The following is a 19,556-nucleotide window of genomic DNA, read 5'->3' on the forward strand; positions in this document are numbered from 1 at the left end:
TAAACTTAAAATATAAAATTAATTAAAAAGAGGTATTGTTAATGAAAAAGGCACTTAAATATTATGAAGATAATATTATTAAGTTTAAAGAAGAATTAAGAAGTTTAGAAAAAGAACTTATAATATTCTCAAGCATTAGATTTGTAATAGTTGCTATTGCATTAATTATGGTATATTTTGCATATAAAAGAGATAATATTAACGGAATGATTATTATTGCAATAATATCCGTTATAACTTTTATGTTAATAGCATTCGTTCATAATGGAAAAATAAATAAAAAAAATAAGATATTAATAATGCTTGAATATAATGAAAAAGGGAAAAAAAGATTAAATGGTGATTGGAAATCATTTGTGGATACAGGAGTAGAATTTATAGAAGAAGATAATCAATTCGCAAGTGATTTGGATATCTTTGGAAAAAATTCATTATTTCAGTGGATAAATATAACTATAACAAAGTTTGGAAGAGAAAGTTTAGCTGAAAAATTAATGCTGAAAAACATTCCTACTAGATATGAGATTAAGGATAATCAAGAGGCTATAAAAGAGTTAGCTGATAAAAGGGAATTTTGTGAAAAAATATATCTTGAAGCATATAGGGAAAAGAAAGAAAAAGATAAATTAGATTTATTAATTAAATGGATAAATGAGAAATCAGATAATAATTTTACTATAAGATTTATTCCGTATTTTTTTATAACTATTACAAGTATTTTATTATTTTTAACCGTTATAGGAAGATTGGAAATAAAATATTTATTATTGGATTTAGTTATAAATTATTTAGTAATTAAGCTACTTACAAGAAGATTAACAGATGTCATTGATATTTTTATAAGTAATAAAAAGAAAATAGTTCAATATAGTAATATATTAAGCATAATTCAAGAGGAAAACTTTAAATCAGATAAATTAGTTAAATTACAAAAGGGTTTATTCAGTAGAGATGTAAGTTGCAAAAAACAAATGTCTAAGCTTAAGAATATAATAAATTGGCTTGGAGATAGTAATGCAAATGCTTACTATTTAATAATAAATGTACTATTTATGTCAGATATATTTATTCTGTATAATTTAGAAAAATGGAAGAGCACTAATGGTGAAAATTTAGAAAAATGGCTGAAAATAATGGGAGAAATTGAATCATTAATAAGTCTTTCTAGTTTAGCATTTGAACATGAAGATTGGGTTTATCCAAGTATTTCAGGTGCAAATGAGATTGAGATAGTAGATGGGGGACATCCGCTACTTGGAGATAGAGCTAAAGTTAATAGTTTTAAATTAAGTAATTCAGAGAAGGTTGCATTGATTACAGGTTCAAATATGTCAGGAAAAAGTACCTTTTTAAGAACAATTGGATTTAATATGGTGCTTTCATATTTAGGATTACCTACATTTTCAAAATCGTTTAAATGTGGAATATATAATATTTATACATGTATGAGAACACAGGATAATCTAGAAGAAAATATATCATCTTTTTATGCAGAAATATTAAGAATTAAATTAGTAATTGAAGGAGCTAAACGTGGAGAAAAAGTATTTTTCTTGTTAGATGAGATTTTTAAAGGTACTAATTCAAGAGATAGACATGAAGGTGCTAAAATATTAATAGAACAACTTGTAAAATTGGATGGTATGGGATTAGTTTCTACACATGATTTAGAGCTATGTAATTTAGAAAATGAAAGAAAGTGGCTTGTTAATTATAATTTTAGAGAATACTATAAAAATAATGAAATACATTTTGATTATATTCTCAGAAAAGGAAAAAGTGAGACACAGAATGCAAGACATTTGATGAAATTAGCAGGTATTGAGATTTAGGGGGGAGAATTTTGGCTTTTATAATAATTGACTTAGAATTTAATAATTTAAGTGGAATACATAAGTGTTTTCCTAATATATATAATGAAATTCCAAATTTGAAAAATTTAGATTTAGTAAATGAGATAATTGAAATTGGTGCAATAAAATTAGATGTACATCTTAAACCATTAGAAGAGTTAAGGGTATTTATAAAGCCAAGTGTAATTCCAGTAATAAATCCTAAAATATTAGAGATAACTAATATTGATGTAAAAAGTTTAGAAAATGGAGTACCTTTTATAGAAGGAATTGAAAAATTAAGGAATATGGTAGATGATGGAGACATTATTTGTTCATGGGCAAAGGATGATATTGCTGAAATAATAAGGAATTCTAATTATTATGGCTATAATGATTTAAGTTGGATACAAAATTATCTTGATATTCAAGAATATACAACCAAAATATTAGGATATAAAAAATCATTAAGCTTAAAGAATGCTCTTAAGTATTTAAAAATAAAAGCAAATGAAGAGCTATTACATGATGCTTTAAATGATGCTATTTATACAGCTCATGTATTTAAGAATATATATAATTCAAGAGCTGTAAAAAACTATATTATAAAGGATATATTTAAAATGCCAGCTTTAGATGTAAAATCATTAGAGGATATTGAATTAGACTATAGTAAGATTAAACAAATTTGTCCTAAATGTAAGAGTAAACTAGATGTTAGTTATCCATTTATAATAGTAGGGTGGAGATTTATATCTCTTGGTATATGTTCAAAATGTGATAGTAAAGTTATGGACGAGCTTATTGTAAAAAGAAGTTTATGTGGTGATGAAATATATAAAGAGGTATCAACAATTATTGACGAATATGAGTATATAAGATATGAAGATAAGTTTAAAAATAAAATTTTCAATAAACACGCAACTAAATTAACAAATTGTTAAAAATCAAAATATTTACAACATTTACATTGAAAATATGATAAAATGAAATAGGAAGATATAATTATAAATTAGAATTAAAAGAAGGGGAAATGATATGAATATTGCGTTTCTTTTAACTCCTAAAAGTGAGGTTATTTACGAAAATATAGAAGCAACAATGAGGCAGGTTATAGAAAGAATGGAACATCATGGTTACACTGCTATTCCATTAATAGATAAACAAGGCAAGTATATGGGAACATTAACAGAAGGAGATTTGTTGTGGAAACTAAAAAATACTCCAAATCTTAATTTTAAGAATACTGAAAATGTTAAGGTTAGTGAAATACCAAGAAGAACAAGGCATAAATGTGTATCAATTAATGCTGATGTAGAAAGTATTATAAGATTAGCAACAACTCAAAATTTTGTACCAGTTGTTGATGATGAAGGTATTTTTATTGGTATAATAAAGCGTGGAGATATAATAAATTATTGCTATAACATCATTAGTAAGGAAAAAAGCTTAATATAGTAAATAAAGGGCCTCTTACTGAATAGAGGTTCTTTTTTTATTATTTACAATATTTTTAATAAGTTAAATTTTGAGAGTTACACTTGTATAAAATTAAAGGGTAGCTTAAAATTAAGAGTGAAATGTTTGTTATATGAGGAGTGGTATTATGACAGTTGAATTAAACGAAAACTCAATGGGAGATTTTTTAAAAGATTTTGATGTTAAGAGAATAAGTTCAGGAGATATATTAAAAGGTCAAGTTATTGATGTTAATGATAAAGAAGTTATAGTTAATATTAATTACGCATTTGATGGTGTTATATCTAAAGAGGAATTAACAAATAATGATGTTTCTTTAAATGAAGTGGTTAAACCAGGAGATATTTTAGATGTATACGTTATTTCACCTAACGATGGAGAAGGTTATGTGCAATTATCAAGATTAAGAGCACTTCAAATTACTGAAAAAGAAGATTTAAAGACTGCATTTAAAAATGAAGAAACTATTAAGGTTATAGTTAAAGAGGAAGTTAAAGGTGGATTAGTTGCATATTATGGATCTATTAGAGTATTCATTCCAGCATCATTAGCTTCGAGAGAAAGAGTTGATCTTAAAACTTTACTTGGAAAAGAAATTGAAGTTAGATTAACAGAATTAGACTTAAGAAACAGAAAAATTGTTGCTTCTAGAAGAATTTTAGAAGAAGAAGCTTATGAAGCTAAAAAGAAAGAAATTTGGAAGTCTATTAAAAGTGGAGAAAAAAGAGAAGGTATAGTTAAGAAAGTAATAAAAGCTGGTGCAATTGTTGATATCGGTGGAGTTACAGGATTAATTCACATTAATGATTTAGCTTGGGAAAGAGTTAAAAGAGTTGAAGATGTTGTTAATGTTGGAGATAAGGTTACAGTATTTGTTGGTGAAGTAGATGCTCAAAATGAGAGAGTTTCATTAATATTAAAAGATGTAGATAAAGAACCTTGGAAGGTACATGCAGATAGCATAAAAGCAGGAGATGTAGTAGAAGGTAAAGTAGTTAAGTTTATGTCATTTGGTGCATTTGTAGAATTATTCCCAGGAGTTGAAGGATTAGTTCATATAAATGAAATTACAGATGAAAATATAGCAAAACCATCAGATGTACTTCAAATGGGTCAAACTGTAAAAGTTAAGGTTCTTGATGTTAATAAAGCAGATAAGAGAATATCTTTAAGTATTAAAGATGCAGTAGAAAGATCAAATGAATACATGCAATATAATGATACAGAAGATGGGGTTACTCTAGGAGAATTATTCAAAGGTTTATTCTAGGATGAAAGAAATATATTAGAGAACAGTTATCTATGAAATTAGATTAAATGTTAGAGTAGAGAAAGTGCTTATATAACATTTCAGTTATATAAGCACTTTTTAGGTTAATTTTAACTATATTTTTTCTATTTTTAGCATGTTGGTTCCGCCAGTATAGTTTGTTGGCATGCCTGCAGCTACAATAATATCATCACCTTCTGTAGCGAGTTCTAGCTTCTTAGCAACTCTTTTTGCTTCTGCTAAAATATCATCAGTACTTTCAAAATGAGAACATAAAACTGGAAAGACACCAAAATTTAAGCTTAATCCACGCATAACTTCATCATGAGGAGTTATTGCAATTATAGGACACCTAGGTTTATATTTTGATACCAGTTTAGCTGTAGAACCAGAGTTTGTGGCAGCTACTATTGCCTTAGCATGAAGAACATTGGAAGTTCTACAAGTTGAATAACTTATAGCTTCAGCAAAATCGTACATTGCAGGTTCCTTTAAGCGTTGATTTAAAAAGTTATAATCTAAATGTGATTCCGTCTCTTTTGCTATTTTAGACATAGTTATTGCTGCTTCTATAGGATATAATCCACTTGCACTTTCACCACTTAACATTATTGCATCGGTACCATCAAAAATGGCATTGCATATATCGCAAGCTTCAGCTCTAGTAGGAAGTGGGTTTCTTATCATTGAATCAAGCATTTGGGTAGCTGTAATTACTATTTTTCCAGCTTCATTACATTTCCTTATTATAGTTTTTTGAATAAGAGGAACTCGTTCTATTGGAATTTCAACGCCCATGTCTCCTCTAGCAACCATTATTCCATCAGATACTTCTAAAATAGAATCTATGTTGTTTACGCCTTCCTGACTCTCAATTTTAGCTATTATTTGAATGTTACTTCCGTTATTGGCATTAAGCAAATCTCTAATTTCTAAGATATCAGAGGCTTTTCTTACAAAAGATGCAGCAATAAAATCAACACCCATTTTACATCCAAATATTAAGTCGTTTTTATCTTTTTCTGTTACAGAAGGAAGATTGATACTAACGTTAGGGACATTAACCCCTTTATGATTTCTAATTACACCATCAGTTAATGTTTTGCATACAATACTTTTATTTTCTACAGAGATAACTTCAAATTTTAAAACACCATCATCTACAAGAATAGTGCCACCAGGCTTAACATCTTTATATAATTCGTCATATGTTATAGAACAACATGTATTATCTCCTAAAATTTCTTCACCACATATAAATGTAAATATTTGTCCAGCCTTTAACTCTACAGCATCATTAATAAAGTTATGAGTTCTAATTTTAGGTCCTTTAATATCTAACATTATTGCTGTTGGAGTATTTAGGGATTTTCGTATTTTTTTTATAAGGTTTATTTTATCTTTATGGGTTTCGTGAGTTCCATGGGAAAAATTTAATCTAGCAACGTTCATTCCTATGTTTATAAGTTTTGTTAAAGTTTCTTCATTATCACTTGCAGGTCCAATTGTAAAAATCATTTTAGTCTTTTGCATAAAACCACCTCACTTTAATTAAAATAAAAATTATATAGCAGTAAATTTTATTGATATATAGATTATAGTATACTGTTTGATATATAATTATTTTAACATAATTAACAAAATAAGGAGACAACAATATGAAAGTTTTACAAAATTTAGAACCAAAAGCTGTTTTTGAATATTTCGAAGAAATTTCAAATATTCCTAGGGGATCAGGAAATGAAAAAGAAATAAGTGATTATTTATTAAATTTTGGTAAAAGATTAGGTTTAGAGTCTATCCAAGATGAAGCGCTAAATATTATTATAAAAAAACCAGGTACAAAAGGATATGAAAATGCACCAACGGTAATTATTCAAGGTCATATGGATATGGTTTGTGAAAAGAATAATGGAATAGAGCATGACTTTGAAAAAGATCCATTAAAATTAAGAATTGTTGATGATTATATTTATGCAACAGATACGACATTAGGAGCTGATAATGGTATTGCAGTTGCTTATGCAATGGCTATTTTAGCATCAGATGATATTCCACATCCACCAATAGAGGTATTAATTACTACTGATGAAGAAACAGGAATGTCAGGTGCAATGGCTATAAATAAAGAACATATAGATGGGAAGATATTAATTAATCTTGATAATGAAGAAGAAGGTTACTTATTAGTTAGCTGTGCAGGCGGTATAAGAAGCAATGCTACTATAGATGTAAATTATCAAGCTATAAATGATAAAAAGTTAATAAAAATAAACATATCAGGATTAAAGGGTGGTCACTCTGGTATGGATATAATTAAAGAAAGAGGAAATTCAAATAAAATATTAGGCAGAATTCTTAAGGGATTATTAAGAGAAGTTAAATTTAACCTTGTAAGTTTAAATGGTGGTTCAAAAAATAATGCTATTCCAAGAGAAGCAGAGGCTGTAATAGCTATAAATGTTAATGATGAAAATATAGTTGTGGATATAATTAATAATTGGAACACAATAATCTCAAATGAACTTAGAGCTCAAGACCCAGGATTAAAAATAGAGGCTTCAATTTATTCTAATAATGAAGGAAAAGAGTTTACAGATGAATGTACAAGTAAAGTTGTGAATTTATTATATCTTTATCCAAATGGAATAAATACAAAGAGTACAGAAATAGAAGGGTTAGTTGAAAGTTCAACAAATTTAGGAGTATTAACTACTGTAGATAATAAAGTTATATTTGATTCTGCTATTAGAAGTTCAGTACCTTCATTAAAGGAAGAAATAGTTTTAAGAAGTAAAACTATAGTTGAGCTTTTAGGTGGAGATTTCTCTACAACATCAGATTATCCAGCTTGGGAGTATAATCCAAATTCAAAGATAAGAGAAATATGTCAAAATGTTCATAAAGAAATGTATGGTAAGGAAGCAGAGATAGTTGCGATTCATGCTGGGGTTGAATGTGGATTATTTAATGAAAAGCTAGGAAACCTTGATATGATAAGTTTTGGGCCAAATCTTTATGATGTTCATACACCAGATGAACATATGAGTATATCTTCGGTAAGAAATTGCTACGAATACTTAAAGGCTATACTAAAAGAGATTAAATAAATATAAGAAATCTTAGCAACAAAAGATTAGAAGTTAAAAGTTACATTAGAAAAAGTGATGATATGACTGGAAAGAATATATATTAAGAAGCAGTAAGCTACTTATTAGAATGTATAAATTTCTGTATAATATATCATCACTTTTTTGTTAAATTTAGTAAATAATTAAATCAAGATAATATAGAGTTTGATGATATCTATTTAGAGGTTATTTTGGAAAAATAAAAATAAGTTTTTACATAATGTATATAAGCTATTACTGATGAATATATTGTAATGTAAGACTATTAAAACAACAATAAAGGTAGGGGAGAGGGAGGATGAGAAAGTGAGGTATACTAAATACAATTATAAAAAAAAGAAAAACAATGATATTTGGAAATCAATTTTATCATTTGTAGTTATGAGTGTATTTGTAATTATAGTTGGAGTATTATTAGCAAATGTAATTATCTATTTTTTACCTGCAAATGATGCAAATGAGAATTTAATAGATGCCAATGAGAAACAACAAATAAGTGAAAATACGAAGATTAATAGTGAAGAAGTTGATAATAATACTGATGATAATTCGACTATAACAAGTAGTAATAATGTAGTTTCTTCTTTCGTAATAGTTCAATGTGGATATTTTTCAAGCAACGAAAATGCTAATGTTATATTAAGTAAAATTAGTAGTGAATATAGCGCTTTTATATTTAATGATAGTGATAAGTTTAAAGTTTTAGCAGGTATATATAATAGTGATGAGGCGGATTCAGTAGTAAATAAATTAACATCTAATGGCATAGAAAGTGCAAAAGTTACAATTAATTTAAATGTAAATGATGAAGTTCAAAGTCAAGTGTCTGCAATTTGTGATGGTTACTTAAAATTATTAAATACATCTCTTAATAGTGATGTTAAATCCGTGTCTACAGATGATTTTAAAACTTGGGTTTCAAATTTAGACAGTGTAGAATCAGGAGATAAAATAGAAGTATTAAATAATTTAAAACAGCACATAAATGAAAGTGCATCAGAAATTAAAAAAGAAGATGTATCACAAGAAATGCAATTTATATATACGACACTAATTAACTTTAGTTAATTTGGGGACTTATAATATTATTAGATAAACATATAAATCTATATAAAAATTCATATATAAAAAGAGGAAAGTGCTTGTTTGAATATCTATAAAGTGTTAAACTATATTAGAAAAAAGATAGGTGACAGGAAGCATTTACCTCTTTTTTTATTTTGTTATTAATTAAAATTTAAAGTTAAGTGTAAGACTGATATAAAATTGGGAATAATAAAAAATAAATGTTGTAGGATGTGATAGTTTGAAAGTTATATTAGCATCCGCTTCAGAGAGAAGAAAAGAATTACTAGCTAGAATAGTAGATGACTTTGAAGTAAGGGTTAGCAATTTTGATGAAGAAAAAATAAGTTTTAATGGTGATGTAGATTTATACGTTAAGACTTTATCAAAAGGAAAAGCTAAAGACATAGAATCTAAGGTCAGTGAAGACTGTGTTATTATAGCAGCAGATACTATAGTAGTTATTAATGATAAAATACTAGGAAAACCAAGAGATGAAGAAGAGGCTATGGAAATGCTTAAACTTTTAAGTGATAATGTCCATAGAGTATATTCTGGTGTTACTGTTATTAATACTTCTACGGGAATTATGGAAAGTAAAAGTCTTTATACAGAAGTTTACTTTTCAAAATTAACAGACGAAGAAATACATAGATACATAGAAACAGGAGAATGTTTAGATAAAGCAGGAGCCTATGGAATACAAGGCTTTGGCGGAGTTTTTGTTGAGAAGATAAATGGTTGTTATTATAATGTAGTTGGTTTACCGTTAAATTTACTTAACAAAATTCTAAAAGATATTACATAACAATGAGGGGTGGGTATAAATTTACTTTAAGGAGTTTTTATGCCAGAAAATATAAGAGTAAATGATATACCATTAAATGAAAGACCAATAGAAAAATTACTTAAATTTGGAGTGAAAAGTTTAAGTGATGCGGAACTATTAGCCATATTATTAAGGACAGGTACAAAGGGTGAAAATGTTATAAATCTCAGTAGTAGGATTATTGCTGAGCTTAAAGGATTAGACGGACTTTTAAATATAAGTTATGATGAAGCAAATAAAATAAAAGGTATTAAAAAAGTTAAAGCTTGTCAAATAATAGCAATGACAGAGTTGTTTAATAGATTTAAGACTTTAAAATCTATTAATGATAGCTTTAAGGTAACGTCGCCTAAAGATATCTCATCTTTATTAATAAATGAGATGAGTAATTTAAATCAAGAAATATTTAAAATTATATTGTTGAATACTAAGAATATTATTATTGCTACAAAAGATGTTTTCAAGGGAACTTTAAATTCATCAATAGTTCATCCAAGAGAGGTTTTTAAGGAAGCAGTTTCGATGGGGAGCGCAAGTATTATAGTATGTCATAATCATCCTTCTGGTGACCCAAGTCCGAGTAAGGAAGATATAAATATAACAATTAGACTAAAAGAATGTGGAAAGATAATGGGAATTGAAGTGTTAGATCACATTATAATTGGAAATAATAAATATGTCAGTTTAAAAGAAAAAGGAATTATATAATCGAAAGGGGAATTCACATGGGATTTTTCAGTAGTAACAAAGATATGGGAATAGATTTAGGAACAGCTAATACGCTTGTTTTCGTAAAAGGAAAAGGAATAGTATTAAGTGAACCTTCAGTTGTAGCTATAAATAGTAATACAAAAAGACCATTAGCAGTTGGTCAAGAAGCAAAGTTAATGATAGGTAGAACACCAGGAAATATTGTGGCAATAAGACCACTTAAAGATGGAGTTATAGCTGATTTTGATGTTGCTCAAACTATGTTAAAAAAATTAATAGAGAAAGTTACAAGCAAAAGTGCTTTTACTAGTCCAAGAATAATAGTATGTTATCCATCAGGAGTAACAGAAGTTGAAAGAAGAGCTATAGAAGAAGCTGCAAAATTTGCTGGAGCTAGAGATGTAGTTTTAATGGAAGAGCCAATGGCAGCAGCTATAGGTGCAGGACTTCCAGTTGGAGAGCCAACAGGAAGCATGATAGTTGATATTGGTGGAGGAACTACAGAAGTTGCTATTATTTCTTTAGGAGGAATAGTAACAAGCAAATCTTTAAGAGTTGCTGGTGATGAATTAGATCAATCTATTATAGCTTATGTTAAAAAAGAATTTAACTTAATGATTGGTGAGAGAACAGCAGAGCAAATAAAAATGGAATTAGGTTCAGCTTATAAAATAGATGAAGAAGAAGCAAGTATGGATATTAAGGGAAGAGATATGATAACAGGGCTTCCTAAAATAGTTACTATAACAGAAGATCAAATAAGAGAAGCATTAAAAGAACCTGTATATGCAATTATTGAATCAATAAAAACTACACTAGAAAAAACACCACCAGAATTATCAGCTGATATAATGGAAAAAGGAATAATGTTAGCAGGTGGTGGAGCTATGTTAAAAGGCCTAGATCAATTAATTAATAAGGAAACTAATATGCCTGTTCATATTGCTGAGTCACCATTAGATTGTGTTGTTTTAGGAGCAGGAAAAGCTCTAGATAATTTTGATGAATTAAGCAAAACTCAAAGAGGTCAATAATGAAACCTTTTAAAAACAAACTGGCAGTAACTATTGTGGTACTGTCAGTTGCCTTTTTAGGCGTAATTATGTTTAGTCTTAAAAAAGATTCAAATAGTATATCTAGTGGTGTTGGGACAATAATAAGTCCTCTTCAAAGAATTATTTATTCAGTAAATGATAAACTTAAAAATTCATTTGATTTTTTTGTGAATTTTAAAAATGTAAAAGAAGAAAATGATGCTCTTATTTCAGAAAATGCAGAGTTAGAGAATAAATTAGTTGAGTATAATAGGTTAAAAGAAGAGAACGATAAATTAAGAGAAATATTAAATTATGCAAATGCTAATAAAAACTACGATTATCTAGGATGTAATATAATTGGATATAGTGGTGGAAATATTTCAAATGGATACCTTATAGATAAGGGAACTAAAGACGGTGTAGAAAAAGATATGGTTATAATTAGTTCACAAGGGTTAGTTGGAAAAATAACTAGATCAGAAGAGAACTTTTCAATAATGCAAACTATATTAAATGAAAATATTGCTGTTGCAGCTATGGTTGAAAGTACAAGAGAGTCTACGGGAATTATAAAAGGAATTGGTGATGGAAAAAACAGGAATCTAATTTCGTTAACAAACCTTCCTATTGATTCAGAAATAAAAGAAGGTGATGTTATTTTAACATCAGGACTTGGACGTATGTACCCTAAGGAGATTAGAATTGGGGAAGTAATATCAGTTGAAACAGATAATGTAAAAGTTATGAAGAGTGCTGTAGTAAAGCCATATGTTGATTTTAATAAATTAGAGGAATTAGTTATAATTATTCCAAAAGAAAAAGTAAAATATGATTAGAGGTTAATTTATGAAAAGGTTAATATTAATATTAATATCAATATGCTTACTAGTTATAGATAACACTATATTACCATATTATTCTATAAATGGAGTATTTCCGAGCCTTTTATTTGTATTTGCAATTGCATATTCTATAATTTGTGGAAGTGAAGAAGCAATATTTATAGGTATTGTAAGTGGACTTTTACAAGATATTTTCTTTTTTAAAGGATTTGGGGTAAATTTGCTTTTGAATATGCTTTTATGTGTATTAGCAGCAAAGGTTGGAAAGAATATATTTAAAGAAAATAGATTAATTCCAATAGCAACTGCTTTGGGGATATCAATATTAAAAGTATTAGGGGTAGCGATAATATTTAAAATTTTCTCATTAAGTATTGATTTAAGAAGTGCATTATTATCTAGTATTATGAATTCAATATGTATGATGTTATTTTATAAGTTAATTTTAACTACTTTAGATAAATATATTGCTAGGGATACATGGAGGTTTTAATGATAGTAAATAAGCCTAAAAAGGATAAGGGAGATGTAAGGTACACAATTTTATATATAATAATGTTTATAATTTTAGGTACTATAGTATTCAGATTGTTATTCCTTCAAGTATATAAATACGATGAATATAAGGAAAAAGCTGATGTTAGTTCAACTAGATTTATTGCTGAAAATGCACCAAGAGGAATTATATATGATAGTGATGGAAATATTTTAGCAAGTAATACACAGACATATGTATTAACTTATATGGAAGCAGAAGAAGCAACAGAGGCCTTTTATAGCACTATGGCAAAAGTGTTTAATATACTTAAAGAAAATAATGAGAGTTTTAATGATGATTTATCTTTAAAAATAAACTCAGAAGGCGAATTCTATTTTGATTTTAAAGTATCAAGTGAGGATGCAAAAAAATCATCAGAGATAAGATTTAAGCGTGATAGAGGAATGAATGAAAGTATAGAAAATGAACTGTATAAAGATAAATCTGGAGATTTAACCGATGCGGAAATAGAAAAGGTTAATGAAAAACTTTTAGCAATAACACCGGAAGAAACCTTTTATTATTTGATAAATCAATATGATTTGTTTGAATTATTATTACCAGATGGATATACAATTGATGAATATAATACTTTATATAAAAAATATAACAATAGTGGTAGCAAGTTAACCTCATATGAAATTGGAGAATTAATATTTAATGACATTGTTAGTAATGGATATTCTATAGAAGATATTAGAAAGTATGTTGTTGTAAAAGATGCTATTAAAATGAAAAGTTATGAGGGATATAAGGCTGTTACAATAGCTAATAATATAAAGAGAGATACTTCATTTATAATATACCAAAGATTAAGTGATTTACCAGGAATAGATGTTAGTTTACAACCAGTTAGAACATATCCTTACAATAATTTGGCATCATCAGTAATTGGATACGTTTCATCTATAAATAGCTCTGAGGCAGAAAGCTATGAGTTAAGAGGATATGATATATCTACAGATTTAATAGGTACTTCAGGTATAGAAGCTGCTTTAGAAGATCAATTAAAAGGAAATAAAGGTGGAACAACTGTAAAAGTTAATTCACAAGGTAGAGCAACTGAAGAGTTGTTTAAGCTAGAGTCTTATCCAGGAAACAATGTATATTTAACAATTGATAAAGATGTTCAATATGCAGCTCAAGAAGCACTAAAAGATACACTTGAACGTGTTAGAAATGAAGATGGACAAAAAAGTGCAACAAGAGGTGCTGTTGTAGCTATTGAGGTTGGAACTGGAAGAGTGTTAGCTATGGCTAGTTATCCGGATTTTAATCCAAATGATTTTGCTATTTCTGGGCAATTAAGTGATGAATTATATGAAAAGTATTTTTCACCGAACTTAGAGGCTTTTGGATTACAACATATAAAAGATACTGGGGCAACAATGAGTTTAGATGAATTATTCCCTAAAAATGAAAGTGGAATCAGAGAAGATATCTATGATATATATCCAAAACCATTATTTAATTATGCGACTCAAGGTACTTTACAACCAGGTTCAGTATTTAAACCACTTACATCAATAGCTGGTTTAATGGAAGGCGTTATAACAGTAAATGAAACAATGAATGACGTTGGTACTTGGAGTGGAGCGGGACTTACAGTTAAAAACTTCCAAGGAAGTGCTAATGGAGTAATTACAGTAAAAGAGGCTCTTCAATTTTCATCTAACTACTTTTTCTATGAAACAGGACTTAGACTGTATTTAAAAGGGGTTGAAGAGACAGGTTCCGAGATAGAGGGATTAAATACATTAGCTCATTATGCATGGAAATTTGGGCTAGGAGTTGAACAAGGGAAAAATCCTTCTACAGGAATAGAAATATATGAAGATTTTGGTCAAACATATAACTTTACTTCATGGAAAAATGCCGTTTTAGGAAGTCATATGTTCACTTTAGTAGATTATTTAGAAAGTGGAAAGTATGGAGCATATTATTTCGTTCCATTTGATATCGGTTATAAAGATACGGATACTGATGAATTAAAGAATTTAAAATCTAGCTTAAAAGAGAAAATTAATTCGACATTGGAAAAAGTTGGAACAAGTGAAGAAGTTGATGATGATGTTGCCTTTAAGGAATATATTGAAAATGATGTATTAAGTATAATGAATACATCAGAAGAGTATAAAAAAAGCATAGCTAATTATGAAAAAGCTAATAATACCAAGGTTACTATAGAAGATCAAGCAGACATTATTTCAACTATAATAGCTGATTATACTATTTTTAGTATGACTACTGAAATTAAAGGACCATCTCAAGCGGTAACTGATGCAATAGGTCAATCTATGAATAACTTTACTCCGCTTCAATTAGCTAATTATGTTGCAACGTTAGCATCAGGAGGAACTAGATATAAGGTTTCTATAGTTGATAAAATAACATCTCCTACAGGAGAAGTGTTACATGAGTTTAAACCAGAAGTTGTAGATGAGTTAGATATTCCAGAAGAATATTTACAGGCTGTAAAAGAAGGTATGAGAAAAGTTAATACATACGTTAATAACGGTTTAGCGTATGAATGCTTTGGTAATTTTCCTATAGAAGTTGTAGGTAAAACAGGTACGGCCGATTTTAGTACTGAGGAGCATTATACTGAAATAGGAAGAAGGCCTCACGGTAACTATATAAGCTTTGCTCCTATGGATAACCCTAAGATAGCTATTTTTTCAACTCTTTATGATGGTAATAAGGGAAGCTCAGGAGCTACTGTTCATAAAGCTATATATGAGGCGTATTTTAAAGATGAGTTATTAAAAATTAATCCTAATTATGCGTCAACATCTTCAAGTTTCCAAAAGTATGTTGTAAATGCACCAGCAGATAATAAAGAAACAGAAGAAAGCAATGTAGAAGCAAATAAACAAGACACTAATAATCAAAATACTAATACAGAAACAAATAATATAGAACAATAAAGTATAAAGGCACTTATTTACTAGAACAAATTGTGGTATAGTAAAATAAGTGCTTTTTTTGTAAAAACTTACATTACTTTTTAATGAAATATGTTACTAAGTGTAGATATATGATATAATTAGGGGTATAATTACATTGAGTTAAAAATTGGTGGAGGGTAACCAATGAATGATAATAGGATACAAATTAGAGGGAATAAAGATGGAGTTAATGTTATAATAGACATAGAAAAATTTCCAACTTTTGATGCTGTAATAGAAGGTGTAATATGTACCTTAGAAAAAGGAAAGGCCTTTTATAGTAACTCTATAATAAAAATCACATCAAATTTTAAGAATGTTACAGATAGTGATATAGCAAAATTAAAAGATGAAATATGTGAAAAAATAAATGTAAGAGATTGTGTTTTTGATGATATTAATGAATTTAATAAAAGTAATAATAGTAGTAGGATTTTTAATGGTATTAATGAAGGAAAAACAAAATTTATCAAAAAAACAGTACGAGGTGGTCAATGCATTGAATATCCAGGTAATATTATTATTATAGGTGATGTTAATAGTGGTGCGGAAATAAAAGCAGGTGGAAATATTATAGTATTAGGTAGTATAAAGGGACAAGTGCGAGCTGGTACAGGTGGAAATAAAAAATCTATAATAGCCGCATTTTTGATGCAGCCAGAATTAATGCAAATTTCTGATATATTAACACTATCACCAGATGATGGTATAAAGCCATCTTATCCAGAGGTTGCTAAAATAAAGGATGGTTATATAGTAGTAGAACCATATTTACCTAATAAATATATTTATTAAAAAAGTGGAGGGATTTACATGGGAGTTTCGATAGTTATTACATCAGGTAAAGGTGGAGTTGGTAAAACTACAACGACTGCAAATTTAGGAACATCTTTAGCTAAGCTAGGGAAAAAGGTTGTAGTGGTTGATGGAGATACTGGTCTTAGAAACCTTGACGTTCTTATGGGATTGGAAAACAGAATAGTCTATACAATTATAGATGTTATTGAAAATAGATGCAGATTAAAGCAGGCTTTAATAAAGGATAAAAGATATTCAAATTTATGTCTTTTACCAACAGCTCAAACCAAAGATAAAGATGATATTAGAGCACAAGATATGTTTGAGTTGGTAAATAAACTAAAGGAAGACTTTGATTATGTATTAATTGACTCGCCAGCTGGTATAGAGCAAGGATTTGAAAATTCAGTAGTAGGTGCTGATAGAGCTATAGTTGTTGTTAATCCAGAAATAACATCAGTTAGAGATGCAGATAGAGTAATTGGAAAGCTAGATGCAAAGGGATTGGAAGATCATGCAGTTATCGTTAATAGATTAAATTATGAGATGACTAGAAGAGGGGATATGCTTGACGTATCAGATATTATAGAAACCTTATCTGTTAAACTTTTAGGAGTAGTTCCTGATGATAAAAATATCACAGTTTCAACTAACAAAGGAGAACCTATTGCTTTAGATGACAAATCTATGTCAGGTCAAGCATTTAGAAATGTTGCAAGAAGAATTACAGGAGAAGAAGTTCCATTATTAAAATTGGGATCAGAATCAACAGGACTTTTTTCAGCAATAAAAAGAATGTTTAAGAAAAGCTAGGGGGAATATGGGAAATGGATTTATTAAGGGTATTTTCAAGTAAAGTTACACCAAAAGAAGTTGCTAAAGATAGATTAAAGTTAATACTTATTCATGATAGAGGAGATTTAACCCCAGATACTTTAGATAAGATAAGAGAAGAGATATTACAGGTTATTTCTAAATATATAGAAATTGATGCTAATGATGTAGAAATTTCATTAAATAGAAGTGATAGTATTGAAGGAGAGGGTGGACCTTCACTTATAGCAAATATCCCTATAAAAAATGTAAAGGGAAGGTAAGATATAAGAAGTTTGTATCAAAATAAGAAGTGTAAATAATTTATTTATATTTAATTTTGATGCAGGCTTTTTTATATTATGGAGATTAAGTTAATATAATAAAGATATAGGGGCAAAAATATTGAATATAGGATATTAAAAAATGATTTCATCTAACAAAATTACTTGAATTTAAAGTTGATATAAAAAAATATTTAGTTGATTAAAATATTAAGTTTTTCTGAATTTTATTAGAGTATTTTAATTATTTATGGTGAAAAAAGTTGAAATAAGATATAATGATTAAGTAAAATTTAAGGAGATGAGACAATGATACCTTTATCAAATTTTAAGATAGATTTTAAAAAATTAAAAGAAATAGATAAATGGATGCTTATATCAATAATAGTTATTACTATATTTGGAATACTAAACATATATTTAGCAACTAAAGCTCACTATGATTTAGTTTATTTGAAAAAGCAAGGAGCATTCTTTATTTTATCATTAGTTGTTTTATATTTTGTTATTGCATTAGATTATACTATAATTAAAGGATTTACGCCTTTGTTTTATTGGGGGTCTATTGCTTTATTAGTACTTGTTTTGGTAATAGGAAAAACAGTAAATGGTGCTCAAGGATGGATATCATTGGGACCGCTTTCGTTCCAACCAGCAGAGCTTGCTAAAATAGGAACAATTATGATGATGGGTAAAAAACTTGAAGATTTAGATGGTGATATAAATAATTTTAAAAACTTCTGTATATTAGCAATTTATGCAATAATTCCAGCTGGTCTTATAGTTATACAACCAGATATGGGAATGACAATGGTTTTATTTTTCATGGTTTTAGGAGTATTTTTTATAGGTGGATTAGATAAAAGGGTTATACTTGGAGGGCTAGGAGCATTACTTTTAGGAATAGTGTTATTATGGAATTCTAGTCTTATACAAGATTATCAAAAGACAAGAATTACCTCATTTATGAATCCGGAGCTGGATAGTTCAAGTAGCGGATATCATTTAAGACAATCGCTTATAGGAATTGGATCAGGCGGATTTTGGGGAGCTCATAATAGTTTAGCAAATGATAAAACAGGTGGATATGCATCACAAAATGTACCAGAAGTTGAAACTGATTTTATATTTGCACAAATATCAGAACAATGGGGAACATTAGGAGCAATATTTTTATTAAGCTTTTATGCTTTATTAATATCAAGAATGATTAATATTGCAAGAACAGCAAAAGATCTTTTTGGGAGAATTGTATCCATAGGTATGGTAGCATATTTTTTATTTGCTATTTGGCAAAACATAGGTATGACTATTGGGCTTATGCCTATAACAGGAATAACACTACCATTAGTTAGTTATGGTGGAAGTTCCCTTTTAACAACAATTGTATCACTTGGATTAGTGCTTAATATAGGAATGAGAAGAAAAAAGATAAGTTTCTAAAAAATAGATGTGTAAGTTAGTTTACACATCTATTTTTTTATGTCCTTTTAACTTAGAGATAAAATCATTAGAAAGTTCTAATTTGATATTGTTAAAAATACAATATAATAAGCAATTTTTTTAGGAGGAGAAATGAGAAATTATAGTAGAGAATATAAAAATTATTATGAAAACTTAAGACATACAAATGTAAAAGATAAAAGGTCTGCTGTCTATAATAGAAGTAATTTTGAAAGTGTGTATGGTAATAGCGGTAAAAGGATTAATAAGAAGGAAGGCTTTTTTTCTAGCATGATAAATATTTTTATTTATCAATTAGTAGTTGTTTTAGTAATGATAATGACTGTATTTTATTTAAAATATTCTTCAAGTGAAGAAGCTACAGAAAGCTATAACAATATAAAGGCTGTAATGAATAGTAATGTCTATGAGGAAAGTGGTGAAAATATTGATATTGATGCATTCTCTACAATAAAAAAGATTAATGAATACATAAAGTTGAAAATAAATGGAAATAAAATAAATTTGTAAAAGTG

Annotated in this window: 18 protein-coding genes; 17 read left to right on the forward strand and 1 reads right to left on the reverse strand. The window is 28.2% G+C overall.

Annotated elements, in window-relative coordinates:
- Positions 1-41: 41 nt before the first annotated feature.
- The 4 genes from LPC13_RS04780 to rpsA all read left to right on the forward strand — a co-directional run bounded on the left by LPC13_RS04780 (position 42) and on the right by rpsA (position 4,581).
- The gene (locus LPC13_RS04780) at positions 42-1,832 is read left to right on the forward strand and encodes a MutS-related protein (protein ID WP_005216196.1); all 1,791 of its coding nucleotides are present in this window, start codon (positions 42-44) and stop codon (positions 1,830-1,832) included.
- A gap of 11 nt (positions 1,833-1,843) precedes the next feature.
- On the forward strand, positions 1,844-2,776 hold the full coding sequence (locus LPC13_RS04785; protein ID WP_005216195.1) for a 3'-5' exonuclease: 933 nt from the start codon (positions 1,844-1,846) through the stop codon (positions 2,774-2,776).
- 94 nt (positions 2,777-2,870) lie between these two features.
- Positions 2,871-3,290 carry a CBS domain-containing protein gene (locus tag LPC13_RS04790; RefSeq protein WP_005216192.1) on the forward strand — a complete coding sequence of 140 codons (420 nt, stop codon included), beginning with the start codon at positions 2,871-2,873 and terminating at the stop codon, positions 3,288-3,290.
- Positions 3,291-3,438: 148 nt separating this feature from the next.
- A complete protein-coding gene (gene rpsA, locus LPC13_RS04795) occupies positions 3,439-4,581 on the forward strand; it encodes a 30S ribosomal protein S1 (protein WP_040420214.1) in 1,143 nt (380 codons plus the stop codon).
- 114 nt (positions 4,582-4,695) lie between these two features.
- Here rpsA and pyk read toward each other — a convergent pair whose 3' ends face one another.
- Positions 4,696-6,114, reverse strand: coding sequence for a pyruvate kinase (gene pyk / locus LPC13_RS04800; RefSeq protein WP_005216188.1), 1,419 nt, complete (start codon positions 6,112-6,114; stop codon positions 4,696-4,698).
- Positions 6,115-6,239: 125 nt separating this feature from the next.
- On the opposite strand from pyk, the gene LPC13_RS04805 reads away from it, so the two are divergent.
- The 13 genes from LPC13_RS04805 (at position 6,240) to LPC13_RS04865 (ending at position 19,551) form a co-directional block, all read left to right on the forward strand.
- On the forward strand, positions 6,240-7,691 hold the full coding sequence (locus LPC13_RS04805; RefSeq protein WP_234088639.1) for an aminoacyl-histidine dipeptidase: 1,452 nt from the start codon (positions 6,240-6,242) through the stop codon (positions 7,689-7,691).
- 327 nt (positions 7,692-8,018) lie between these two features.
- Entirely contained in the window at positions 8,019-8,780 is a 762-nt protein-coding gene (locus LPC13_RS04810; RefSeq protein WP_005216179.1) for an SPOR domain-containing protein, read from the forward strand.
- 238 nt (positions 8,781-9,018) lie between these two features.
- Positions 9,019-9,585, forward strand: coding sequence for a Maf-like protein (locus tag LPC13_RS04815; protein WP_195244688.1), 567 nt, complete (start codon positions 9,019-9,021; stop codon positions 9,583-9,585).
- A 39-nt stretch (positions 9,586-9,624) separates the two neighbouring features.
- On the forward strand, positions 9,625-10,314 hold the full coding sequence (gene radC, locus LPC13_RS04820; protein WP_234088640.1) for a RadC family protein: 690 nt from the start codon (positions 9,625-9,627) through the stop codon (positions 10,312-10,314).
- A 17-nt stretch (positions 10,315-10,331) separates the two neighbouring features.
- Positions 10,332-11,351: a rod shape-determining protein gene (locus tag LPC13_RS04825; RefSeq protein ID WP_005216172.1), complete on the forward strand. Its 1,020-nt coding sequence runs from the start codon at positions 10,332-10,334 to the stop codon at positions 11,349-11,351.
- The gene (gene mreC, locus LPC13_RS04830; protein ID WP_005216170.1) at positions 11,351-12,190 is read left to right on the forward strand and encodes a rod shape-determining protein MreC; all 840 of its coding nucleotides are present in this window, start codon (positions 11,351-11,353) and stop codon (positions 12,188-12,190) included. Before LPC13_RS04825 ends, mreC begins: the two co-directional genes overlap by 1 nt.
- Positions 12,191-12,200: 10 nt before the next feature.
- Positions 12,201-12,689, forward strand: coding sequence for a rod shape-determining protein MreD (gene mreD / locus LPC13_RS04835; protein ID WP_195244686.1), 489 nt, complete (start codon positions 12,201-12,203; stop codon positions 12,687-12,689).
- Positions 12,689-15,661 carry a penicillin-binding transpeptidase domain-containing protein gene (locus LPC13_RS04840; protein ID WP_234088641.1) on the forward strand — a complete coding sequence of 991 codons (2,973 nt, stop codon included), beginning with the start codon at positions 12,689-12,691 and terminating at the stop codon, positions 15,659-15,661. Before mreD ends, LPC13_RS04840 begins: the two co-directional genes overlap by 1 nt.
- Positions 15,662-15,826: 165 nt before the next feature.
- A complete protein-coding gene (minC, locus tag LPC13_RS04845; protein ID WP_005216160.1) occupies positions 15,827-16,477 on the forward strand; it encodes a septum site-determining protein MinC in 651 nt (216 codons plus the stop codon).
- An 18-nt stretch (positions 16,478-16,495) separates the two neighbouring features.
- Positions 16,496-17,293 carry a septum site-determining protein MinD gene (gene minD, locus LPC13_RS04850; protein ID WP_005216157.1) on the forward strand — a complete coding sequence of 266 codons (798 nt, stop codon included), beginning with the start codon at positions 16,496-16,498 and terminating at the stop codon, positions 17,291-17,293.
- 14 nt (positions 17,294-17,307) lie between these two features.
- The gene (minE, locus tag LPC13_RS04855) at positions 17,308-17,577 is read left to right on the forward strand and encodes a cell division topological specificity factor MinE (protein ID WP_005216155.1); all 270 of its coding nucleotides are present in this window, start codon (positions 17,308-17,310) and stop codon (positions 17,575-17,577) included.
- 309 nt (positions 17,578-17,886) lie between these two features.
- Positions 17,887-19,020, forward strand: a complete 1,134-nt coding sequence (rodA, locus tag LPC13_RS04860) for a rod shape-determining protein RodA (protein WP_005216154.1) — start codon at positions 17,887-17,889, stop codon at positions 19,018-19,020.
- Positions 19,021-19,152: 132 nt separating this feature from the next.
- Positions 19,153-19,551, forward strand: coding sequence for a hypothetical protein (locus tag LPC13_RS04865; protein WP_005216152.1), 399 nt, complete (start codon positions 19,153-19,155; stop codon positions 19,549-19,551).
- The last annotated feature ends 5 nt before the right edge of the window (positions 19,552-19,556 follow it).

It is taken from the genome of Clostridium celatum (assembly GCF_021412605.1).
GTDB classification, from domain to species: Bacteria; Bacillota; Clostridia; order Clostridiales; family Clostridiaceae; genus Clostridium; species Clostridium celatum.

Bases quoted from the DNA above. Each gene is read 5' to 3' on its own strand.
- LPC13_RS04780 (WP_005216196.1), top strand. From the start codon at position 42: ATGAAAAAGGCACTTAAATATTATGAAGATAATATTATTAAGTTTAAA.
- LPC13_RS04790 (WP_005216192.1), top strand. From the start codon at position 2,871: ATGAATATTGCGTTTCTTTTAACTCCTAAAAGTGAGGTTATTTACGAA.
- rpsA (WP_040420214.1), top strand. From the start codon at position 3,439: ATGACAGTTGAATTAAACGAAAACTCAATGGGAGATTTTTTAAAAGAT.
- pyk (WP_005216188.1), bottom strand. From the start codon at position 6,114: ATGCAAAAGACTAAAATGATTTTTACAATTGGACCTGCAAGTGATAAT.
- LPC13_RS04805 (WP_234088639.1), top strand. From the start codon at position 6,240: ATGAAAGTTTTACAAAATTTAGAACCAAAAGCTGTTTTTGAATATTTC.
- radC (WP_234088640.1), top strand. From the start codon at position 9,625: ATGCCAGAAAATATAAGAGTAAATGATATACCATTAAATGAAAGACCA.
- LPC13_RS04825 (WP_005216172.1), top strand. From the start codon at position 10,332: ATGGGATTTTTCAGTAGTAACAAAGATATGGGAATAGATTTAGGAACA.
- mreC (WP_005216170.1), top strand. From the start codon at position 11,351: ATGAAACCTTTTAAAAACAAACTGGCAGTAACTATTGTGGTACTGTCA.
- mreD (WP_195244686.1), top strand. From the start codon at position 12,201: ATGAAAAGGTTAATATTAATATTAATATCAATATGCTTACTAGTTATA.
- LPC13_RS04840 (WP_234088641.1), top strand. From the start codon at position 12,689: ATGATAGTAAATAAGCCTAAAAAGGATAAGGGAGATGTAAGGTACACA.
- minC (WP_005216160.1), top strand. From the start codon at position 15,827: ATGAATGATAATAGGATACAAATTAGAGGGAATAAAGATGGAGTTAAT.
- minD (WP_005216157.1), top strand. From the start codon at position 16,496: ATGGGAGTTTCGATAGTTATTACATCAGGTAAAGGTGGAGTTGGTAAA.
- minE (WP_005216155.1), top strand. From the start codon at position 17,308: ATGGATTTATTAAGGGTATTTTCAAGTAAAGTTACACCAAAAGAAGTT.
- rodA (WP_005216154.1), top strand. From the start codon at position 17,887: ATGATACCTTTATCAAATTTTAAGATAGATTTTAAAAAATTAAAAGAA.
- LPC13_RS04865 (WP_005216152.1), top strand. From the start codon at position 19,153: ATGAGAAATTATAGTAGAGAATATAAAAATTATTATGAAAACTTAAGA.